This window comes from bacterium, from assembly GCA_019695305.1.
Lineage (GTDB): Bacteria > UBA10199 > UBA10199 > UBA10199 > JAIBAG01 > JAIBAG01.
In genome coordinates this window covers 20,048-38,019 of record JAIBAG010000010.1, presented here as the reverse complement: position 1 = coordinate 38,019, position 17,972 = coordinate 20,048, and the positions used below count along the sequence as shown (strand labels likewise).

The following is a 17,972-nucleotide window of genomic DNA, read 5'->3' as shown; positions in this document are numbered from 1 at the left end:
GGGCTAATTTCGTTATCTTATCCACAATTATCATGGATTATCGGCACTTGTCTAAGGTTGTCTTTTTACTTATCCCTCTTTTTATCACTTCGTGTTTTGGCGGTGTGGATCAACGCGGCAGTGTGAAGGGTTTTAAGCATGGGTTGGTGCAAACTGAGGGCGGTTCCTTTAGGGTTGGTAAGCTGGGCAGTAATTGGAAGAAAGATTCGTTTAACTACCGTGCTATTTTATTTAAAAATACCCAACGCGAGGCTTCTATTAGTGTGAGTTCGTTTTGTAAACAAAGCTTTGATGATGGTCCTCTGGAAACGTTAGCGCGTCAAACATCGTATGGGATGACCGAAGAAAAAGTACGTCAGCTTAATGCCATTACCGTAGCTGGCCGTGATGCGCTAAGGCGTGTGGTGCAAGGTAAAGTGGATGGGCTTACGGTGGTGCTTGATACGGTAACTCTAAAAATGAATCAGTGTGTGTTTGATTTTGTGTATGTGTCGGATCCCGATAGTTATGCTTTAGGAACTGACGATTTTGAAATTTTTTACAGTGGTTTTGCCTATATTCAGGGCCCTCGCTAATGGCAGCATTCAAACAAAAAACCGAACACATGCTCACCCAGTTGGGTGGTCGTATTATTACGCAAATTTTGTTTATGGGCGGGGTTACTTTTTTGGCTTTTGATACCCTTAAAACCCTTTTTACCAAAAAAACGCAGTGGAATTTGGTGGTGCAGCAGATTTATTTTGTGGGGGTTAAATCGTTATCGCTCACTAATCTTATTGCTATATTTACCGGCATGGTGCTGGCACTCCAGTTTATTGTGGGGCTTAAGCGTTTTGGTCTAGAACTTTATGTAGGGCAAATTATTGGTATGGCCATCTGTCGTGAATTGGGGCCTGTGTTAACCTCGCTGATGGTGGCAGCCCGTGTGGGGAGCGGTATTGCCGCCGAGTTAGGAAGCATGACTGTTACCGAGCAGGTGCTGGCATTAGAGGCTATGGGGGCTGATCCTGTTTCTAAACTAGTGGTTCCTCGAGTATTGGTGGTAACGCTCATGACACCCATACTCACCATTATGGCCGATGTGGTTGGCATTTTTGGAGGAATGATAATTACTATTTTTGAAACCGGAGTGGGCCCAAAATTTTATATTGATCAAATTATTCGCACGGTAGAGGTGGATGATTTTTTAAGTGGTATTAGCAAAACCCTCTTTTTTGGTTTTTTAATTGGGGTGCTCTCTTGTTACCACGGGCTTAAGGCAACACGTGGTACGCAAGGGGTAGGTAATGCTACCACGGCCTCGGTGGTGGCCTCATCGGTTGCGGTATTTGTAGCCGATTATTTTTTAACCAAAATGTTTTTAATTTTTTAGTTGCATGTATAATTTAATTTCTATCAAAAAAAGATAAACATTAAATTGTTTACAGGCACTTATGCTACAGCGTTAATGTCCATTATCGAATTTAAAAATGTTAGTAAATCGTTTGGCGATAAAGAGGTTGTAAAGGACCTGTCTTTATCTATTAAAGCCGGCGAAACGCTTACTATTATTGGTGGTAGCGGTTCGGGTAAAAGTGTTACCTTAAAGCTGTTGTTACGCTTGTTGGAGCCCGACGAAGGTCAGGTATTTTTTAAAGGTAAAGATATTATGACTATGGAAGAGCCCGAATTAATGAAAATGCGTTCCCAAATTGGAATGCTTTTTCAGGGGGCTGCGCTGTTTGATTCGCTTACTGTTTTTGAAAACGTGGCCTATCCCTTGCGAGAACATTTTCATTACCCCGATTCTAAATTAGCCGAGCTTGTAAAAGAAAAATTAAAATTGGTAGGCCTTCCGGGTATTGAGGATATGTTCCCTGCCGATTTGTCGGGAGGGATGAAAAAGCGCGTAGGTTTGGCCAGGGCTATTGCTACCAATCCGGAAGTAATTTTATACGATGAGCCCACTACTGGCTTAGACCCGGCCAACACCAATCGTATTGACGAGCTTATTAGAAGTCTGCAAAGTGTTTTAAAGGTAACGTCAGTTGCTGTAACGCACGATATGGCCTCGGCTTTTCGTATTTCGGACCGTATGGCTTTATTGCATAACAAGCGAATTGAGTTTGTAGGTACTGTTGATGACGTAAAAAAATCTACAAATCCCATTGTGAAAAATTTTATTGAAGGTAATATTGGAATTATTGAGGAAGCAGGTAAGGCCTAGTGTACTTGTACAGCATCCAATAATTAATAAACGCAGTACTAAAAAGTTATGTCTCAAAAGCAACAGCAAAATATGGAACTTCAGGTAGGGGCGTTTGTAGGCGTGGGTGTTATTTTGCTGATGCTGGTGTTGTTTATGCTCGGTAGTGAAAATAGAATGTTTGAAACAAACTATACGCTTAATGCTCATTTTGAAAATATCAGCGGCTTGCGTGTGGGTGCAGGTGTTCAGTTGGCGGGTATTCATGTAGGGACTGTCAAAAAAATTATTTTTGAAGATAATTTATCTCAAAAAAAGGTGAAGCTGGTTTTGCAGGTGTTAAGCAATTATAAAGATCGTATTCGTCAAGACTCGGTGGCCTCTATCCAAACCCAGGGGCTTTTGGGCGATAAAATGGTATGGATTAGTGTGGGTAGTTCCGACAAGCCTACTTTAGAGGATGGAGAAGAGTTGTTGGTGCGCAAGTCGGCCGGTTTGGATGCCTTGATGGAAAAAGGTGATTCCATGGCTTCTATAGTAGATAATGTGAATAACCTGACTAAAAACCTGAATGAGATGATCCTTGAAATTAAGGATGGAAAAGGTTTTGCCAACGAGCTTATCTATGGAACTCAGGGTAAGGAGATGATGAAGCAAATTACGGAAGTGGCCGCCAATTTGAAAGATACCACCCAAAATGTGGGGGATATTACTCAAAAAATTAATGAAGGCCAAGGAACCCTTGGGGCTATTGTAAATGACGCTAGCTTGTTTAACGATATTAAAACCCTCTTGGGCAAAGCCAACCGCAATAAATTGATCCGTGCGGTTATCCGGGAGACCATGCGCACCCGTGATGAGGAGCTTTTAGAGACCAAAAATACCCCTCAAAAAGGCAATTAACCGTAAACCCTTGTAAATTGTAGTTTTCCACATGATGGACCGCGTCAAAAAAAATAAAGTAAAAAGTTGCCATGTTTCCCAAACCTCTGCTACAATTTTAATATAAACATTACGAAGGCTTACCTTAACATCACCAACGGCTCTTTTAAATAATCTCGGACAACGTGTTTTTCGAGTGGGACCAATATCTGAGTCTCAATGCGAAAGACCATTTTAACCAAAGGGGGCATTCATGCTCGATTCCAAGGGGTTGATTGAAATTATTAAGCAGTCTGAGGATATTCGCGATTTTAAAGATTTACACTGGAAGGGGACGTTACACGATTATCTAGAAATTTTTGCTAAAAATCCAAAAGTAGCCCGTACGTCGTTTCAACGCGTATACGACATGATTATTTCGTACGGCTCATCTGAATTTAAAGAACATAAAAAGAAGATTGTTCATTATAACTTTTTTGAAGATCCTATCGATGGGGGTAAAGACGCTATCTACGGCCTCGATTTACATCTTATGAAATTGGTGAATGTGTTTAAGGCAGCCTCTAGGCATTACGGCCCCGAAAAACGCGTTATTTTATTGCACGGTCCGGTGGGCAGTTCTAAATCTACCATTGCCCGTCTGCTTAAAAAAGGTCTGGAGCGTTATTCGCGTACTCCTGAAGGAGCCGTGTATACTTATTCGTGGGTTAAGGGTGAAGGTAACGATGCCGTAAATGCTATTTTTGGTAATGTTGACCGCGTAAAATGCCCCATGCATGAAGAGCCTTTACGTTTAATTCCTATTAAAGCCCGCAAAAAATTTATGGAAACCGCCAACGACAAATTGTCGTCCGACGAACGTTTGGTGGTGGAGGGCGATTTGTGCCCTATGTGTCGCTTTTATTACAATTCTCTTTTTAGTGCCTATGAGGGAAATTGGGAAAAAGTGATGGAGCATATTGAAGTAAACCGATTAATTCTTTCCGAGCAAGACCGCATTGGTATTGGTACTTTTCAGCCTAAAGATGAAAAGAACCAAGATTCTACCGAGCTTACCGGTGATATAAATTATCGAAAAATTGCCGAGTATGGTTCCGAATCAGATCCGCGTGCGTTTAACTTTGATGGTGAATTTAACGTGGCTAACCGTGGTATCATCGAATTTGTAGAAGTGCTCAAGCTTGATGTAGCCTTTTTGTATGATTTGTTGGGCGCCAGCCAAGAGCACAAGGTAAAACCCAAAAAGTTTGCGCAAACCGATATTGACGAAGTGATTATTGGGCACACGAACGAGCCCGAGTATCGTCGCTTGCAAAATAACGAGTATATGGAAGCGCTGCGTGACCGTACGGTTAAAATTGATGTGCCGTACATCACCAAGTTATCTGAAGAAAGCAAGATTTACAGTAAAGATTATGTGCCCGGGAAAATTCGTGGCAAACATATTGCTCCTCATACGCTAGAAGTGGCCTCTATGTGGGCTATTCTCACGCGTTTAGAAGAACCTAAAAAAGCCAATTTGTCGCTTATGCAAAAATTGAAGTTGTATAACGGCAAAACGCTTCCGGGTTATACAGAAGACAACGTGAAGGAACTGCGCAAGGATAGTAAGCGTGAAGGTATGGAGGGTGTATCGCCTCGTTATGTGCAGGATAAAATTTCCAATGCCTTGGTATCCGATTTGGGAGAAGGCTGCGTCAATCCCTTTATGGTGATGAACGAGCTGGAATCGGGTTTAAAACACCATTCACTTATTGCGGATGAAGATCAGAAAAAACGCTATATCGATCTTTTATCCGTTGTAAAATCGGAATACGAAGATATGGTGAAAAACGAGGTTCAGCGTGCTATTGCGGCCGATGAAGATGCGATTACACGTTTGTGTGCTAACTACGTAGATAACGTAAAGGCATACACGCAAAAAGAAAAAGTGCGCAACAAATACACCGGCCAAGATGAGGAGCCGGATGAACGTTTAATGCGATCCATTGAGGATAAAATTGATATTCCTGATACGCGCAAAGATGATTTTAGACGTGAAATCATGAACTATATTGGCGCTCTCTCGCTTGAGGGCAAGAAGTTTGATTATAAAACCAACGAGCGTTTACATAAAGCTCTGGAACTCAAACTTTTTGAAGATCAAAAAGACACCATTAAACTCACCAGCCTTGTGTCGAGTGTGGTGGATAAAGATACCCAGGAAAAAATAGACGTGGTGAAATCGCGTCTTATTAAAAACCATGGCTATTGCGATATCTGCGCCACCGACGTGTTAAACTACGTGGCTTCTATTTTTGCGAGAGGAGATATTCGGAATAAAGAATAACAACGCAGAAATAAAGAGGAGAGGTAGAGCAAAAGAATGGTTTTAAAAATTGAACAAGACCATAACCGTTTTAAGGAAATTGTCCGCGGCAAAATCAAGCGGGATTTGCGAAAATATATCTCGCATGGTGAGCTGATTGGCAAGCAGGGTAAAAAATTCATCAGCATTCCTGTTCCGCATATTGATATCCCACATTTTAAATTTTCCGATAAAGAAATGGGCGGTATTGGTCAGGGAGACGGAGATGAGGGAACTCCCATCCAAGGGGATGAGGAAGATGGGCAGGGGCAGGCGGGTAGTGAAGCCGGTCAGCATATTTTAGAGGTGGATGTTTCCATCGAAGAAATTGCCCAAATGCTGGGCGAAGAACTGGAACTGCCGCGCATTAAACCCAAACACTCCGATAAAATTGTTTCTCAAAAAAATGTATACCGTGGCATTCGCCCGTCTGGGCCTGAATCACTCCGCCATTTTAAACGTACCTATAAGCAAGCTTTAAAACGTCAAATTGTGTCGGGGCAATATAATTTTCAAAAGCCTGTGATTGTTCCTTACGGAGAAGATCGCCGTTACCGCAGTTTTAAGGTGGTGAAGGAACCACAAAACAAGGCTGTGATTATTTATATGATGGATGTGTCGGGTTCTATGGGGCAGGAACAAAAAGAAATTGTACGTATTGAATCGTTTTGGCTCGATACCTGGCTGCGCTCACAATACAAAGGTATTGAAACTCGTTATATTATTCACGATGCAGTAGCGCGCGAGGTGGATGAAAATACCTTTTATCATACGCGCGAATCAGGCGGTACCATTATTTCATCGGCTTACAAGCTGGCACTTAAGATGATTCACGACGATTACGACCCCAGCGAATGGAATATTTATCCTTTTCATTTTTCCGACGGCGATAACTGGTCGGCTAGCGACACGCAGGAATGTATGGATTTAATGGAAAAAGAGTTTTTTCCTTTGGTTAACGTATTTTGCTACGGCCAAGTAGAAAGTGAATACGGCAGTGGGCAGTTTTTAAAAGATTTACATGCGCGCTTTGGTGAAAAAAATGAGCAAATGCTCACTTCTAAAATTGAAAGCCGCGACAAAATTGTGGAATCCATCAAAACCTTTTTAGGAAAGGGCAAATGAGGAATACACAGCTTCCAGATGAATTAAAGCATTGGCGTGATCGTATTGAAAAAATTGCTTCCGATTACGGGCTCGATTTTTATACCGTTATTTTTGAAATTCTTGATTGGAAAGAGATTAACGAAGTAGCCTCTTACGGTGGTTTTCCCAATCGTTATCCCCATTGGCGCTTTGGTATGGAATACGAGCAGCTTTCAAAAAGCTATGCCTACGGTCTTTCCAAAATTTACGAAATGGTGATTAATAACGATCCTTGTTACGCCTATTTACTGCATAGTAATTCGCTCATGGATCAAAAACTGGTGATGGCGCATGTTTATGGTCATTGCGATTTTTTTAAAAATAATATCTTTTTTGCTCATACCAACCGCCAGATGATGGATGGCATGGCTAATCATAAAACGCGTGTGATGCGTTATATTGATAAATACGGGTATGAGCCGGTGGAAGCCTTTATAGATGTATGTTTGTCGTTGGATAATTTAATTGATATTTACGGGCCTCTCATTAAACGACACGACACGGGTAGTATTGCCAAGGAGGCTCCCGATGATGACGTGGCGCGCCTTAAAACAGATCGTTCGTATCTAACGCACTTTATTAATCCCAAAGATTTTTTAGATGAGCAACGTGAGAAGGCCTCTAAGAAGAACGAAAATCAAAAACTAACTTTTCCCTTAGAGCCCTGGCGTGACGTGATGGCCTTTCTTATTAACTATGCCCCTATTGAAGAATGGCAAAGAGATGTTTTAACTATTATTCGTGACGAGGCATATTATTTTGCGCCTCAGGGCCAAACCAAAATTATGAATGAAGGTTGGGCCAGTTATTGGCATAGCAAAATGATGACAAACAAAATTATGGACGATTCTGAAGTAATTGATTTTGCCGATCATCATTCGGGTACGGTGGCTATGAGCGGAGGCAGACTTAACCCGTATAAAATAGGCATTGAGATTTACCGCGATATTGAAGAGCGTTGGAATAAAGGTCGTTTTGGTTTGGAATACGATATGTGCGATAATATGGTGGAAAAAAAGAAGTGGGATAAAAATTTGGGGTTGGGCAGAGAAAAAATTTTTGAAGTGCGTAAAATTTATAATGATGTCACATTTATAGATACGTTTTTAACTCCAGAATTTTGTGCTCAGCACAAAATGTTTTCATTCGACTACAATCTTTCTAAAAAAACTTATGAAATTGCTTCGCGTGAATTTGGCGTGATTAAACAAAAATTATTGCAACAGCTTACTAACTTTGGACAGCCTGTTATTGAGGTGGTAGATGCCAATCATAGTAACCGTTCCGAGCTTTTATTAAAGCATCGTTACGATGGCGCTGGTTTGCGCACCGATTACATAAAGGAAGTATTGCAAAATTTGTATGTAGTATGGAAACGTCCTGTTCTTATTGATACCCAAACCGGCGATCGCCACCGTTTGTTCCGTTTTGATGGCAAGGAACACACAGAAAGTGATTCTAAAGATGGTATTTGACCTTACAGCTCAATCTTGTAGATAGAATCCATGTTTAATTTAGTGTCCAAGGACGATTCTCGTCTCTTAACCTATAAAGACAGTACGGTTTATAAGGGCAATCCGGATGGGCTTTATTTTGCTAAAGATGTAAAAGGGCTTTCCGATTTTGTAGGGTATTGTTTTCATCATAAAATTCCCATTACTCCCTGCGGATCGCGTACGGCTATGACGGGAGCTTCTCAGGCCGATAGTGGATATTTACTCGCTTTTGAAAAGATGGATTGTTTGCTGGATATTGCTACCGATCCCGTTACTAAAACGCCTATTGCCATTTGTGAGCCCGGTATCTTACTGGGTGATCTTAAAAGGAAAGTAGAAGAAGCCGGTTTTTTTTATCCCCCCGATCCTACCAGTTATAAGGAAGCTCAATTAGGAGGAACGGTTGCTACCAATGCCACCGGTGAAGATAGCTTTTTATACGGGCCTACACGTCGCTACATCCGCGAGTTACAGATTGTAACGGCGGATGGACAGACTCAAACGCTTAAGCGAAAAACCATGCCTGCTATGACCACCAAAAATAAGGCAGGTTATTTTTTGGATGGCGAGGAGATTGATTATCTTATTGGTTCCGAGGGAACTTTGGGAATTATCACGCAAATTACCGTGGATCTCATCAAGCCCCCCTTTGGTTTTTTTGCGCTTCTTATACCCTTTAAAACTTTTGACGATACTTTAAACGCTGTGGAAAAACTAAGTGTGGGTGACCAGTTAAACCCGCGGGCTATTGAGCTGATTGGCCCCGGAGCATTTGAAATTTTTTGTGAACAGAAAGAAATCCCGCAATTCCCCGATAAGACAACATCTCTTTTATATGTAAAGCAGGAATATATCAGTGAAGCCGATTACGATAAAAAACTATCGTTATGGCTTGAAGTGCTTCAAAATTTTTATGAGGAGCACGGTTGTAAGGGTTGGGAAGAATATTTGTTTGTAGCCAAAAGTGACAAAGAAAAAGAAGCTCTTAGGGCTTTTCGTCACTATATTCCCCAGATGGTGAATGAGCGGAATAGAAAGTTTTTGGATACGGGAGGTGGAAAGATTTCTACCGATTGGTGGGTTCCTCCAAATAAAATGAAAAATTTTATGCTCACTATTTATGATGAGAGTATAAAACAAAAAATACCTTTTTTAGTTTTTGCTCACATTGGTAATGGCCATCCTCACTGGAATTATTTAACACGCGATAATATTGAAAAAGCCCGTATTGAAAAATTTGTGGAAGATGTGTGCAGGCGGGCGGTTGGCTTGGGTGGTGGGGTTGCAGGTGAACATGGTGTTGGAAAAATTCATCATAATTATTTGGAGATTCAACATAATGCGTCTGTGGTGCAAAAAATGCTCGCTCTTAAAAAGAAATGGGATCCTAGTTTTTTACTCGGTCGGGGGAATATTTTCCCTGGGGCTTAATTTTATTTTTTTCACATTTTTTGAAAGGCCTGCTTTTTATTTTGGGTATGCTTGATGCGCCTCGACGGCCTTTTATCGTTGTTTAGGAGATGTGCTTGATGAAGGCAGGACAGGCCAAAGAACAAAAAAAGTGAAAAAAATAAAATTTAGCCCCAGGAAAGAATGTGATGGAAATGGGGGTGTTGATGAAAAAGATATTCATTATTCAAAATGTGCCGCACGAAAATTTGGGTGTTTTGGAAAACTCTTTTTTGTCACAAGGTTTTACGCTCCGGTATTTTAATCCTCAAGAACTCATTCGTTATAATGATAGTGCTTTTAACTACGATGCCCTCATTATGATGGGTGGGCCTATGAGTGTGTATGATACCACCGAGTTTCCGCATCTTATCAAGGCAGCTCAAGTGATTCGTATGGCGTATACTGCGGGAAAACCTGTTTTGGGTATTTGTTTAGGCGCACAAATGATTGCCAAGGCGTTTGAGGCCAAGGTGGTAAAAAATACAGAAAAAGAAATTGGTTGGTACCCGCTAAATCTGACCCCCGCGGGGGAAACCGATGCTGTGTTTTCTTCTTTTTCAAAAACTGAAACTGTTTTTCAGTGGCACGGCGATACTTTTAATTTGCCACACGGTGCTGTGTTGCTGGCGTCGTCACCTTTGTGTCAAAACCAGGCTTTTAGATTGGGTAAAAATATTTACGGCCTTCAGTTTCATGTGGAAGTAAGTGCTGCCATGGTGGCCGAATGGCTAGATGAAAATGGGAATAAGGAAGAGTTATCCTGTTTGCCGCAGATTGATTCTAAAAATATTTTATCTAACATCCCTACTTATATAGGGCGTCTCAATTTTTTATGCCAAGCCCTAGCTAAATCATTTGAAAAGATGATTTGATTGATCATTTCTCAAATAAATAAAATAATTGGATAAATATTGCCGCTTTAGGGGTGTTTTTTTACCTCACTCATGTTGTTTTTATTAAGTAGTGTTTAAAAATTTATTTAAAATTCAATTATTTATAAATTAATTTAAGTAGACAGTTTTTTTGTCGGTATGGCTCCACTTTTGCTCCTGTATCATATATATGATGCAGCACAAAGCATATAGAAGAGCTGGCATAAAGGCCTTAAAAGGGGGGCTTTTTTTTCTTTTCCTATTATTTCCGCTTGTATCGTTTGCCACCACCTACACTGTTAGCAAAACCGCCGATACCAACGATGGTACTTGCGATGCCGACTGTTCGCTCAGAGAAGCTATTACGGCTGCTAATGGTGATGGTAACGATACCATTGATTTTAATATCTCGGGATGCGGTGGTGTGTGTACCATTACCCCCACTTCGGCACTGCCTACCATTTCGGGAAGTACAATTACCATTAATGGTTATTCGCAATCGGGTGCTAGTGCTGGCACAAACGATTTTCCCAATGCTATCAATTCAACAATTTTAATTAAGTTAGATGGTATCAGTGCTGGTAGCGGGGCTGGTGCTAACGGTCTTACCATTTCTGGCAGTAATGTTACTGTCATGGGTTTAAGCATTGTACGTTTTGGAAGCGATGGTATTGAAATTAGTGGAACAGCTGCAAATGTTAAAATTCAAGGTAACTATATTGGTGTTGATACCGATGGCGATACGGCTTTGGGTAATAGTGGAACCGGTATTTATATGCCATCGTCGGGTGCCAACAGTGTTATTGGTACCGATGGTGATGGCTCGAATGATGCCGGAGAAAGAAATATTATTGCGGGGAATAGTGTTGCGGGTTTGCATATTGAGTCGAGTACTGCTGTAACTGTGGCCGGAAATTTTTTTGGAACCGATAAAGATGGCGATACCGATCTTGGCAATACTTACGAAAATATTAATGTTGCGGCACCAAGTGCCATGATTGGTACCGATGGCGATGGAACTTATGATGCTTATGAAGGAAACCTTATTTCAGGAAGTGCTCAAGAGGGTATCTCTGTAGGTTCCAACGGCGATAACTCGGTTATTGCCGGTAACTATATTGGTACAACGCTTACCGGTAACGCTGTTTTGCAAAATGATATGTTTGCCATTTATATTGCATCGGGCGGAAATGGCGTGCGTATTGGTACCGATGGCAATGGAACGGCTGATGCCAATGAAAAAAATATCATCGCTGGCTCGGTAAGCTACGACATGATTTATGCGGGTGCCAACAATGCCGTTATTGCGGGTAACTCTATTGGTATAGGTGCTGATGGTACAAGCGTATTAACTGGTAACTACGGTGTTGGTGTTGTGGGTTCGGGCACACGTATTGGTACTGATGACGGCGATGTCCTAGAAGCAAACGTCATCTGTAACATGTCGTCTATTGGTATTAATATCTGGGGCGGCGATAATACAACTATTGCGGGAAACAGAATTGGTATTAAAGCTGGTGGAGGTTCATGCGGAAATTCCCGTGAAGGTATTTATATTTGGAACACAGCAACAGGAACAACCATTGGTGGAACAACATCCGGTAAAGCCAATATTATTGCCAATAACGGGGGCTCGTTTTACAGCGGTATTACCGTTGAAGATGCCAATAGTACCGGAACAAAAGTATTAAGAAATTCTATTTATAATAACGGAAGCACAAGCGGCCTTGCTCTTTCATTGTATACCGATTTACAAGCTCTTAATCCGGTTCCTGTTTTTTCGGGCGACTCTTGTTCGGGAACCGATACGGTTCTTACTGGTACGGCTACAGCTAATTCAACGGTGCAAGTTTTTGATGCCGATAGCGATAATCAGGAAGGGCAAACCTATATTGGTGAAACCACAACAGATGGTGGCGGCGCATGGACATATACCATTACAGACAACAGTTATAAATTAGCTGGCAATAAACTGGTTGCTACCGCTACCGATGCCACCAATGGCACATCACAATTCAGCAGCGCTTATACCCTTACTACCACCTGTCATAATACCAACCCTTCGGTAACGTTATCGGGTGGTGCCAGCATTTCCGAAACTGGTGGTACTCAGGATATTACAGCAACTCTCTCAGGCACCAATAATTTGGATGTGGTTGTAACTTTAAGTGTGAGTGGTACAGCCACTGGATCGGGAACCGATTATACTCTTTCTTCTACAACCATTACGATTCCTGCTGGTGATACAACAGGCACGGCTACAATATCTGCCGCTGGTGATACTACCGATGAAGAAAATGAAACAGTTATTGTTGATATTGCTAGCGTTACCTATGGTACGGAGAGTGGTACGCAGCAGCAAACGGTAACCATTACGGATGATGATGCCGCTCCTACTGTCACTCTTGGCCTTGATAATTCCAGCATTTCAGAAGCGGGAGGCGCTGCCACCTTTACGGCAACATTATCGGCTGCATCCGGAAAAGATGTGACGGTTAACTTTTCTTATAGTGGAACTACAGGGGGTGTTGGTACCGATTACACTGTGTCGGGTCTTATTGTTACCATTACGGCGGGTTCTACTACCGGATCTTTTACGGCAACAGCCATCAACGATTCTATTGATGAAAACGATGAAACTTTGATTGTAGATATTACTACTGTGAATAATGCTACCGAATCGGGTACGCAACAGCAAACCACTACCATCAATGATAATGACACAGCAGGCACAACAGTAAGTAAAAATACGGCTACCACTACCGAAGCCGGTGGTACCGATACTTATACCGTAGTACTTAATTCGGAACCCACAGCCGATGTGACAATAGGGGTGTCTTCTAGTGATACAACCGAAGGAACCGTATCTCCATCGTCTCTTACGTTTACATCCGGAAACTGGAACGTACCACAAACGGTAACCATCACGGGTGTGAATGATGCTATTGCAGATGGAAATATCACTTATTATGTAAACAATGCCAATGCTTCATCGGCCGATAGCTTTTACAATAATTTAAGTGTGGCCGATTTAACCGTGAGCAATACCGATAATGATACGGCGGGAGTTACCTTAACCCAATCAGGTGGATCGAGCAGTGTTACCGAAGGTGGTGTTACCGATACGTATACTATTGCTCTTAATACCGAGCCCACCAGTGATGTGACAATTAACCTGTCGGGAGGATCGCAATTAACGCCTTCGCCTTCGTCCCTCATCTTTACATCTGCTAATTACAGTACACCGCAAACGGTTACCATTACGGCTATTGATGACGATGTGATGGAAGGATCTCACTCAGGAACTATTACACATACGGCTACGAGCGGTGATGGAACTTATGATGGGATTACTATTTCCAATATTACTGTAAATCCTATTGTAGATAACGATACCGCGGGTGTGACGGTGGCTCATACAAGCGGCAATACGGTTGTGGCCGAAGGTGGTGCTACCGATACGTACACGGTTGTACTTTCTACCGAGCCAACAAACAACGTTACTGTTACTCTTACGCATGATGCACAAGTAACACTTTCGGATTCAGCTCTCACTTTTACTTCCGGAAACTGGGATACCCCGCAAAGTGTGACGGTAACAGCTGTTGATGATGAGGTTACCGAAGGGTCGGCATCATCCACAATTACCCATACAGCTTCAAGCTCCGATACCAATTACAATGGAATTAGTGTTGGTAGTCTTATAGTGAATATCTCCGATAACGAAACCAAATCTGTAAGTATTTTTGAATCGGATGCCGAAACTGTTATCGATGAAGATGGAACGACTGATACTTATTTGGTGGTTCTCACAGCGCGTCCCTCGGCAACCGTGAATGTAACGGTTTTGGTGGATGATGCCCAGGCCTGTGTTTCGCCTACTACCTTAAGTTTTACACGCAATAATTGGAGTACGCCTCAAACAGTAACGGTAGAGGCTGTGGATGATTCTGTTTACGAAGGTGATCATCATGTGACGTTATCGCATTTAGTAACAAGCCTCGATTTAAGTTACAATGGTTTGGCTGCTCCTACCGTGGTTGCCGCTATAAGTGATAATGATGACGAGGGAGATGATGCCGATGAGGGCGATGAAGGTGATGATGAAGAGACGGGCCGCCCCGAAGTCAGTATTACAGGCCCCGCAATTGCTGCAGGTGGTACAACTCAATCGTATACGGCGAGCGTTCTCAATGCTTCTACATATGAATGGAGTGTAAGAGGGCAAGGTACACTTCTGTCTAGCCCGTCAGCTTCTACAGCTACTGTTAGTTTTAACGATTCAAACGGGCAGGTTGTTGTTCATTTAACGGTATCGAGCACTACAAGGAGTGCTAACGATTCGTACGTGGTAGATGTTGTTAAATCGAGTGTTTCAACAAGTGATGATAGTGTTACTCGCTATAGCAATATTAAAGCAGGCCAGGTAACATCCAGTGGCAGTTTAATTGCCGAACAAGTAAAAACTGTATCAGGGCGCGGCAGTGTTTATACTATCGATTTTGATGACTTCGTTTTTTATGGCTTAACAAGCGAAACTCTTGTTTATCAGACTTCGGACGATGCCGTTTTTATTGCCGATCCTACAGCCAATAACAACAAGGGTATTGTGTATAGAATTCCCAATGGCACTTTAAGTGGTAAGGTTTATGCTTGGAATTTACCGAGTGGTGTTACCACTCTTGAAGGGCAAAGTGAGAATAGTTATTTTGGTACTCATATACTTTTATTTGACGATAAAATAGCCATTCATGCGCCTGGCATGCGTATTATTTCGGTTTACACTCAAGACCTGGCAAGTTTTGTGTCTCTTGTAACCGAAGGTGAGAATGTTCCGTTAACCGAAAATATTTTCATGGAAGCCGAAGATACCAACGGCGATACCGATTCCGAGTTTTATGTGGGTGGTAAATATACCGAAGATTATTCCAATGAATTGGAAGCGAGCCTTGGTGCCAGTATTATGAGAGGGCTTGTGCTGGATGTTGATATTCCATCGCAAGCAGAAGTGCGTGCCATTGAGGGTGCTGATGATTGGGATGACAATATTGATTTAGATGATAATGCCGATGCAAACATTACGAATTCCATCCAATATTTTTCGAGTGATATTGGCGATTTTAACGGCGATCACTTAAACGATTTAGTGGTATCCAGCATGGATGGTTGCCATGTGTATGTGTTTTATGGTGCCGAAAGTTTAGAAGATAAAACAGCCGATGATGCTGATGTGCGGGTAGATGGAGTATTTTGCGATGGTCTTTTTGCCTATCATACCCGTGTGGGGGATGTGAATGGTGATGGTTACGAAGATGTTGTAATTGCTATCCCGATGGGCGGCAGTAACAATGGTGGTGCCATTTATATTATTTTTGGGGGTCCCAATGTGTCGGCAGTTATTGATATTAGCGATCCCTCTTCAGGAAGTTTTACCAGTATTAACGCGGCATCTTCGTCGAGCCTGTTAGGAGCTAGTGGTTTATCTCTGGCCGATGTGGATGGCGATGGTATTTTGGATATTTTAATGACGGATGAAGAGGGTGGGCAGACTTCTACTTTAGTATTTAGTATCTCTCGTGCGGCTAATGGCCAGGGGCAAATAGAGAGTGGTGGTGGTAATAGCTTGTATAATAATGTTCAGGGCGGTGGCGGATGTTCGCTTAATTCACAAGTTTCCTTCTCTTGGGGATCATGGTATTTAATATTATTGTTTGTAGTCTTTTTTAAAAGAAAATACGCATGATTCGCAAAATATATTTAGTTGCCATCTTTCTTTCCTTAGGTGCCTGTGGCGGGGCTACCGGTACATCGTCAGGCCTTACCTCACTTGAAGGCGCTCCCATTGATATCCCGCTTCCTATTGCTAAAGGAGTATCCAGTGTCGATCCTACGTCGCTGGCTTTTGCCGGTACCGATACCGAAACAGTCGATAATATTGGTGAGGTAAGCGGCACAGCGGTTGATGAAACCACAACGCAAGAGTTAGTTGTTATTTATGATGGCGAAGTAAAACAGCAGTTTAGTGTTACGGGTAATTTTACCATCACCTTGCCTCAGGAAATTGAAAGCAAACCTGTAGCGGTGAGCGTATGCGTTTCGGGCTGCGATGTGATTGCCGAACCTGTTTATTTTAAAGTGGGTCCTGTTAACCCTTTGCTGGGGCGTCGCACTTTTGCGGTGTTTTTAACAAATTCAAGTGCCAGCATGACGGATACGACCCGCGCTTTTTCCATACAGCCTAATGGTTTGGTAGAAGGGGCGGACGGCATTTATTTATCGGCAACAAATGCCGATGGAAATCCTGTTATTACGTCTATTAATTCCAACGGGCTTTTTAGTGAGTCGCCCATAGAACTGGATAGTCTCCTTTACGATCTTACTTCGGTTCCGGGGCAAAATTTTATTAGTGGTTTTGATGAGGATGAAAATGAAATTGTGTTGGTAGATGGGGATGGCAACGTGGCCATAATTGATACAGGCACTGTTTTGCCCAGTAACCGTTCCATGGCCATCAGCCCGGATAGCAGTCTTTTAGCTACTTCCGTTTTTGAAGATCCTTTTAATCCTGTTAATCAAAATTTGTTGATTGTTGATCTTGAAACCGAAGATCAATTTGAAGCCGATTTAGGGGCTTCGGCCAATGTAGAGAGTGTAAAAATTGATTGGCTTAATAACACAGTTTTGTTTGTAGTGGCTCAGCTTTCTAACGGCAATACTGAAGCGTTTCAGGTGGATATTTCCGACCCTAATAGTGTTATTTCAAACACCATGGCGGCATTTTTGGGTTTAAGTACAAACGATTTAGCCGATAACGCTAAAATGATTTATGTGGCCAGCCACGGTGAATATTTTTACCAGTGTATTCCCAGCGGTTCAAGTTTTGTGGGGCTGTGTTCCATAGAAGGCCAGGCGCCCTTTGAAGATCACGTTCTTATTACCGGTGAATACGATGTTGTAGATTTTACTATCGACGACGAAGAAACGCATATTATAGCCGAGGTAGATTTAGGCGATAGTTCGGCCGAAGATAACGTGCTGGGTTTTATTCCTATCCCGTCTGATGATAGCTACGATGTTAATTATTTATCGCTGGGTACCAATAATGTTTTTAGTCCTGATGATGCCGGTTTTTATTCTTTGTATCCTGTATCCGATACTTATCAGGTGGCGTTTACATCGGTAGCTAATTATTTATTGCCCCGAGCCGAAAATGTTGAATACGAAGGTTTCGAGCTCGATCGTCAGGCCGAGGCCAGTTACGATGCATGGGAGGGTTTGGATGTAGATGTGGCCGTGGATGCCAACTTTTCAGTTAGCTTTGAAAACTTGCCCGATAACGTGACCGAAATTTGCATCGAATGTTCGGCCGACGATAATAATTTGGATTTTGATACCCCGCACGAAATGGGTTGCGGTACTCCTGATGGGAATACAATTGTGCTGAGTAACGATGTGTTTTCGGATGCGAATACGTTTAGTGCCAATTGTTTAGCGTCCGATACGGTTTTATTCCGTGGTAAAATTACAGCGGGTGGAAATACCGCGTATAGTTCTACGTTTTATATTACAACAACTGTAGCTAATCCTTAATC

Annotated in this window: 11 protein-coding genes; all 11 read left to right on the top strand. The window is 42.2% G+C overall.

What is annotated here, in order from left to right; genetic code table 11:
- The first annotated feature begins 32 nt into the window (after nucleotides 1-32).
- Nucleotides 33-575, top strand: a complete 543-nt coding sequence (locus K1X76_06300; GenBank protein MBX7148680.1) for a hypothetical protein — start codon at nucleotides 33-35, stop codon at nucleotides 573-575.
- Nucleotides 575-1,372, top strand: coding sequence for an ABC transporter permease (locus tag K1X76_06295; GenBank protein ID MBX7148679.1), 798 nt, complete (start codon nucleotides 575-577; stop codon nucleotides 1,370-1,372). The genes K1X76_06300 and K1X76_06295 overlap by 1 nt, the downstream gene beginning before the upstream one ends.
- 75 nt (nucleotides 1,373-1,447) lie before the next feature.
- Nucleotides 1,448-2,206: an ABC transporter ATP-binding protein gene (locus K1X76_06290; GenBank protein ID MBX7148678.1), complete on the top strand. Its 759-nt coding sequence runs from the start codon at nucleotides 1,448-1,450 to the stop codon at nucleotides 2,204-2,206.
- A 48-nt stretch (nucleotides 2,207-2,254) separates the two neighbouring features.
- Complete coding sequence (locus tag K1X76_06285) at nucleotides 2,255-3,088, top strand: MlaD family protein (GenBank protein ID MBX7148677.1); 834 nt, start codon at nucleotides 2,255-2,257, stop codon at nucleotides 3,086-3,088.
- Between the two features lie 232 nt (nucleotides 3,089-3,320).
- Entirely contained in the window at nucleotides 3,321-5,396 is a 2,076-nt protein-coding gene (locus K1X76_06280) for a serine protein kinase (protein MBX7148676.1), read from the top strand.
- Between the two features lie 36 nt (nucleotides 5,397-5,432).
- Nucleotides 5,433-6,539, top strand: a complete 1,107-nt coding sequence (locus K1X76_06275; GenBank protein MBX7148675.1) for a DUF444 family protein — start codon at nucleotides 5,433-5,435, stop codon at nucleotides 6,537-6,539.
- The gene (locus K1X76_06270; GenBank protein MBX7148674.1) at nucleotides 6,536-8,035 is read left to right on the top strand and encodes a SpoVR family protein; all 1,500 of its coding nucleotides are present in this window, start codon (nucleotides 6,536-6,538) and stop codon (nucleotides 8,033-8,035) included. Before K1X76_06275 ends, K1X76_06270 begins: the two co-directional genes overlap by 4 nt.
- Nucleotides 8,036-8,065: 30 nt before the next feature.
- A complete protein-coding gene (locus tag K1X76_06265) occupies nucleotides 8,066-9,487 on the top strand; it encodes an FAD-binding oxidoreductase (GenBank protein MBX7148673.1) in 1,422 nt (473 codons plus the stop codon).
- A gap of 185 nt (nucleotides 9,488-9,672) precedes the next feature.
- A complete protein-coding gene (locus K1X76_06260) occupies nucleotides 9,673-10,380 on the top strand; it encodes a type 1 glutamine amidotransferase (GenBank protein ID MBX7148672.1) in 708 nt (235 codons plus the stop codon).
- Nucleotides 10,381-10,570: 190 nt separating this feature from the next.
- Nucleotides 10,571-16,123: an FG-GAP-like repeat-containing protein gene (locus K1X76_06255; GenBank protein MBX7148671.1), complete on the top strand. Its 5,553-nt coding sequence runs from the start codon at nucleotides 10,571-10,573 to the stop codon at nucleotides 16,121-16,123.
- Nucleotides 16,120-17,970, top strand: a complete 1,851-nt coding sequence (locus tag K1X76_06250; GenBank protein MBX7148670.1) for a hypothetical protein — start codon at nucleotides 16,120-16,122, stop codon at nucleotides 17,968-17,970. The genes K1X76_06255 and K1X76_06250 overlap by 4 nt, the downstream gene beginning before the upstream one ends.
- The last annotated feature ends 2 nt before the right edge of the window (nucleotides 17,971-17,972 follow it).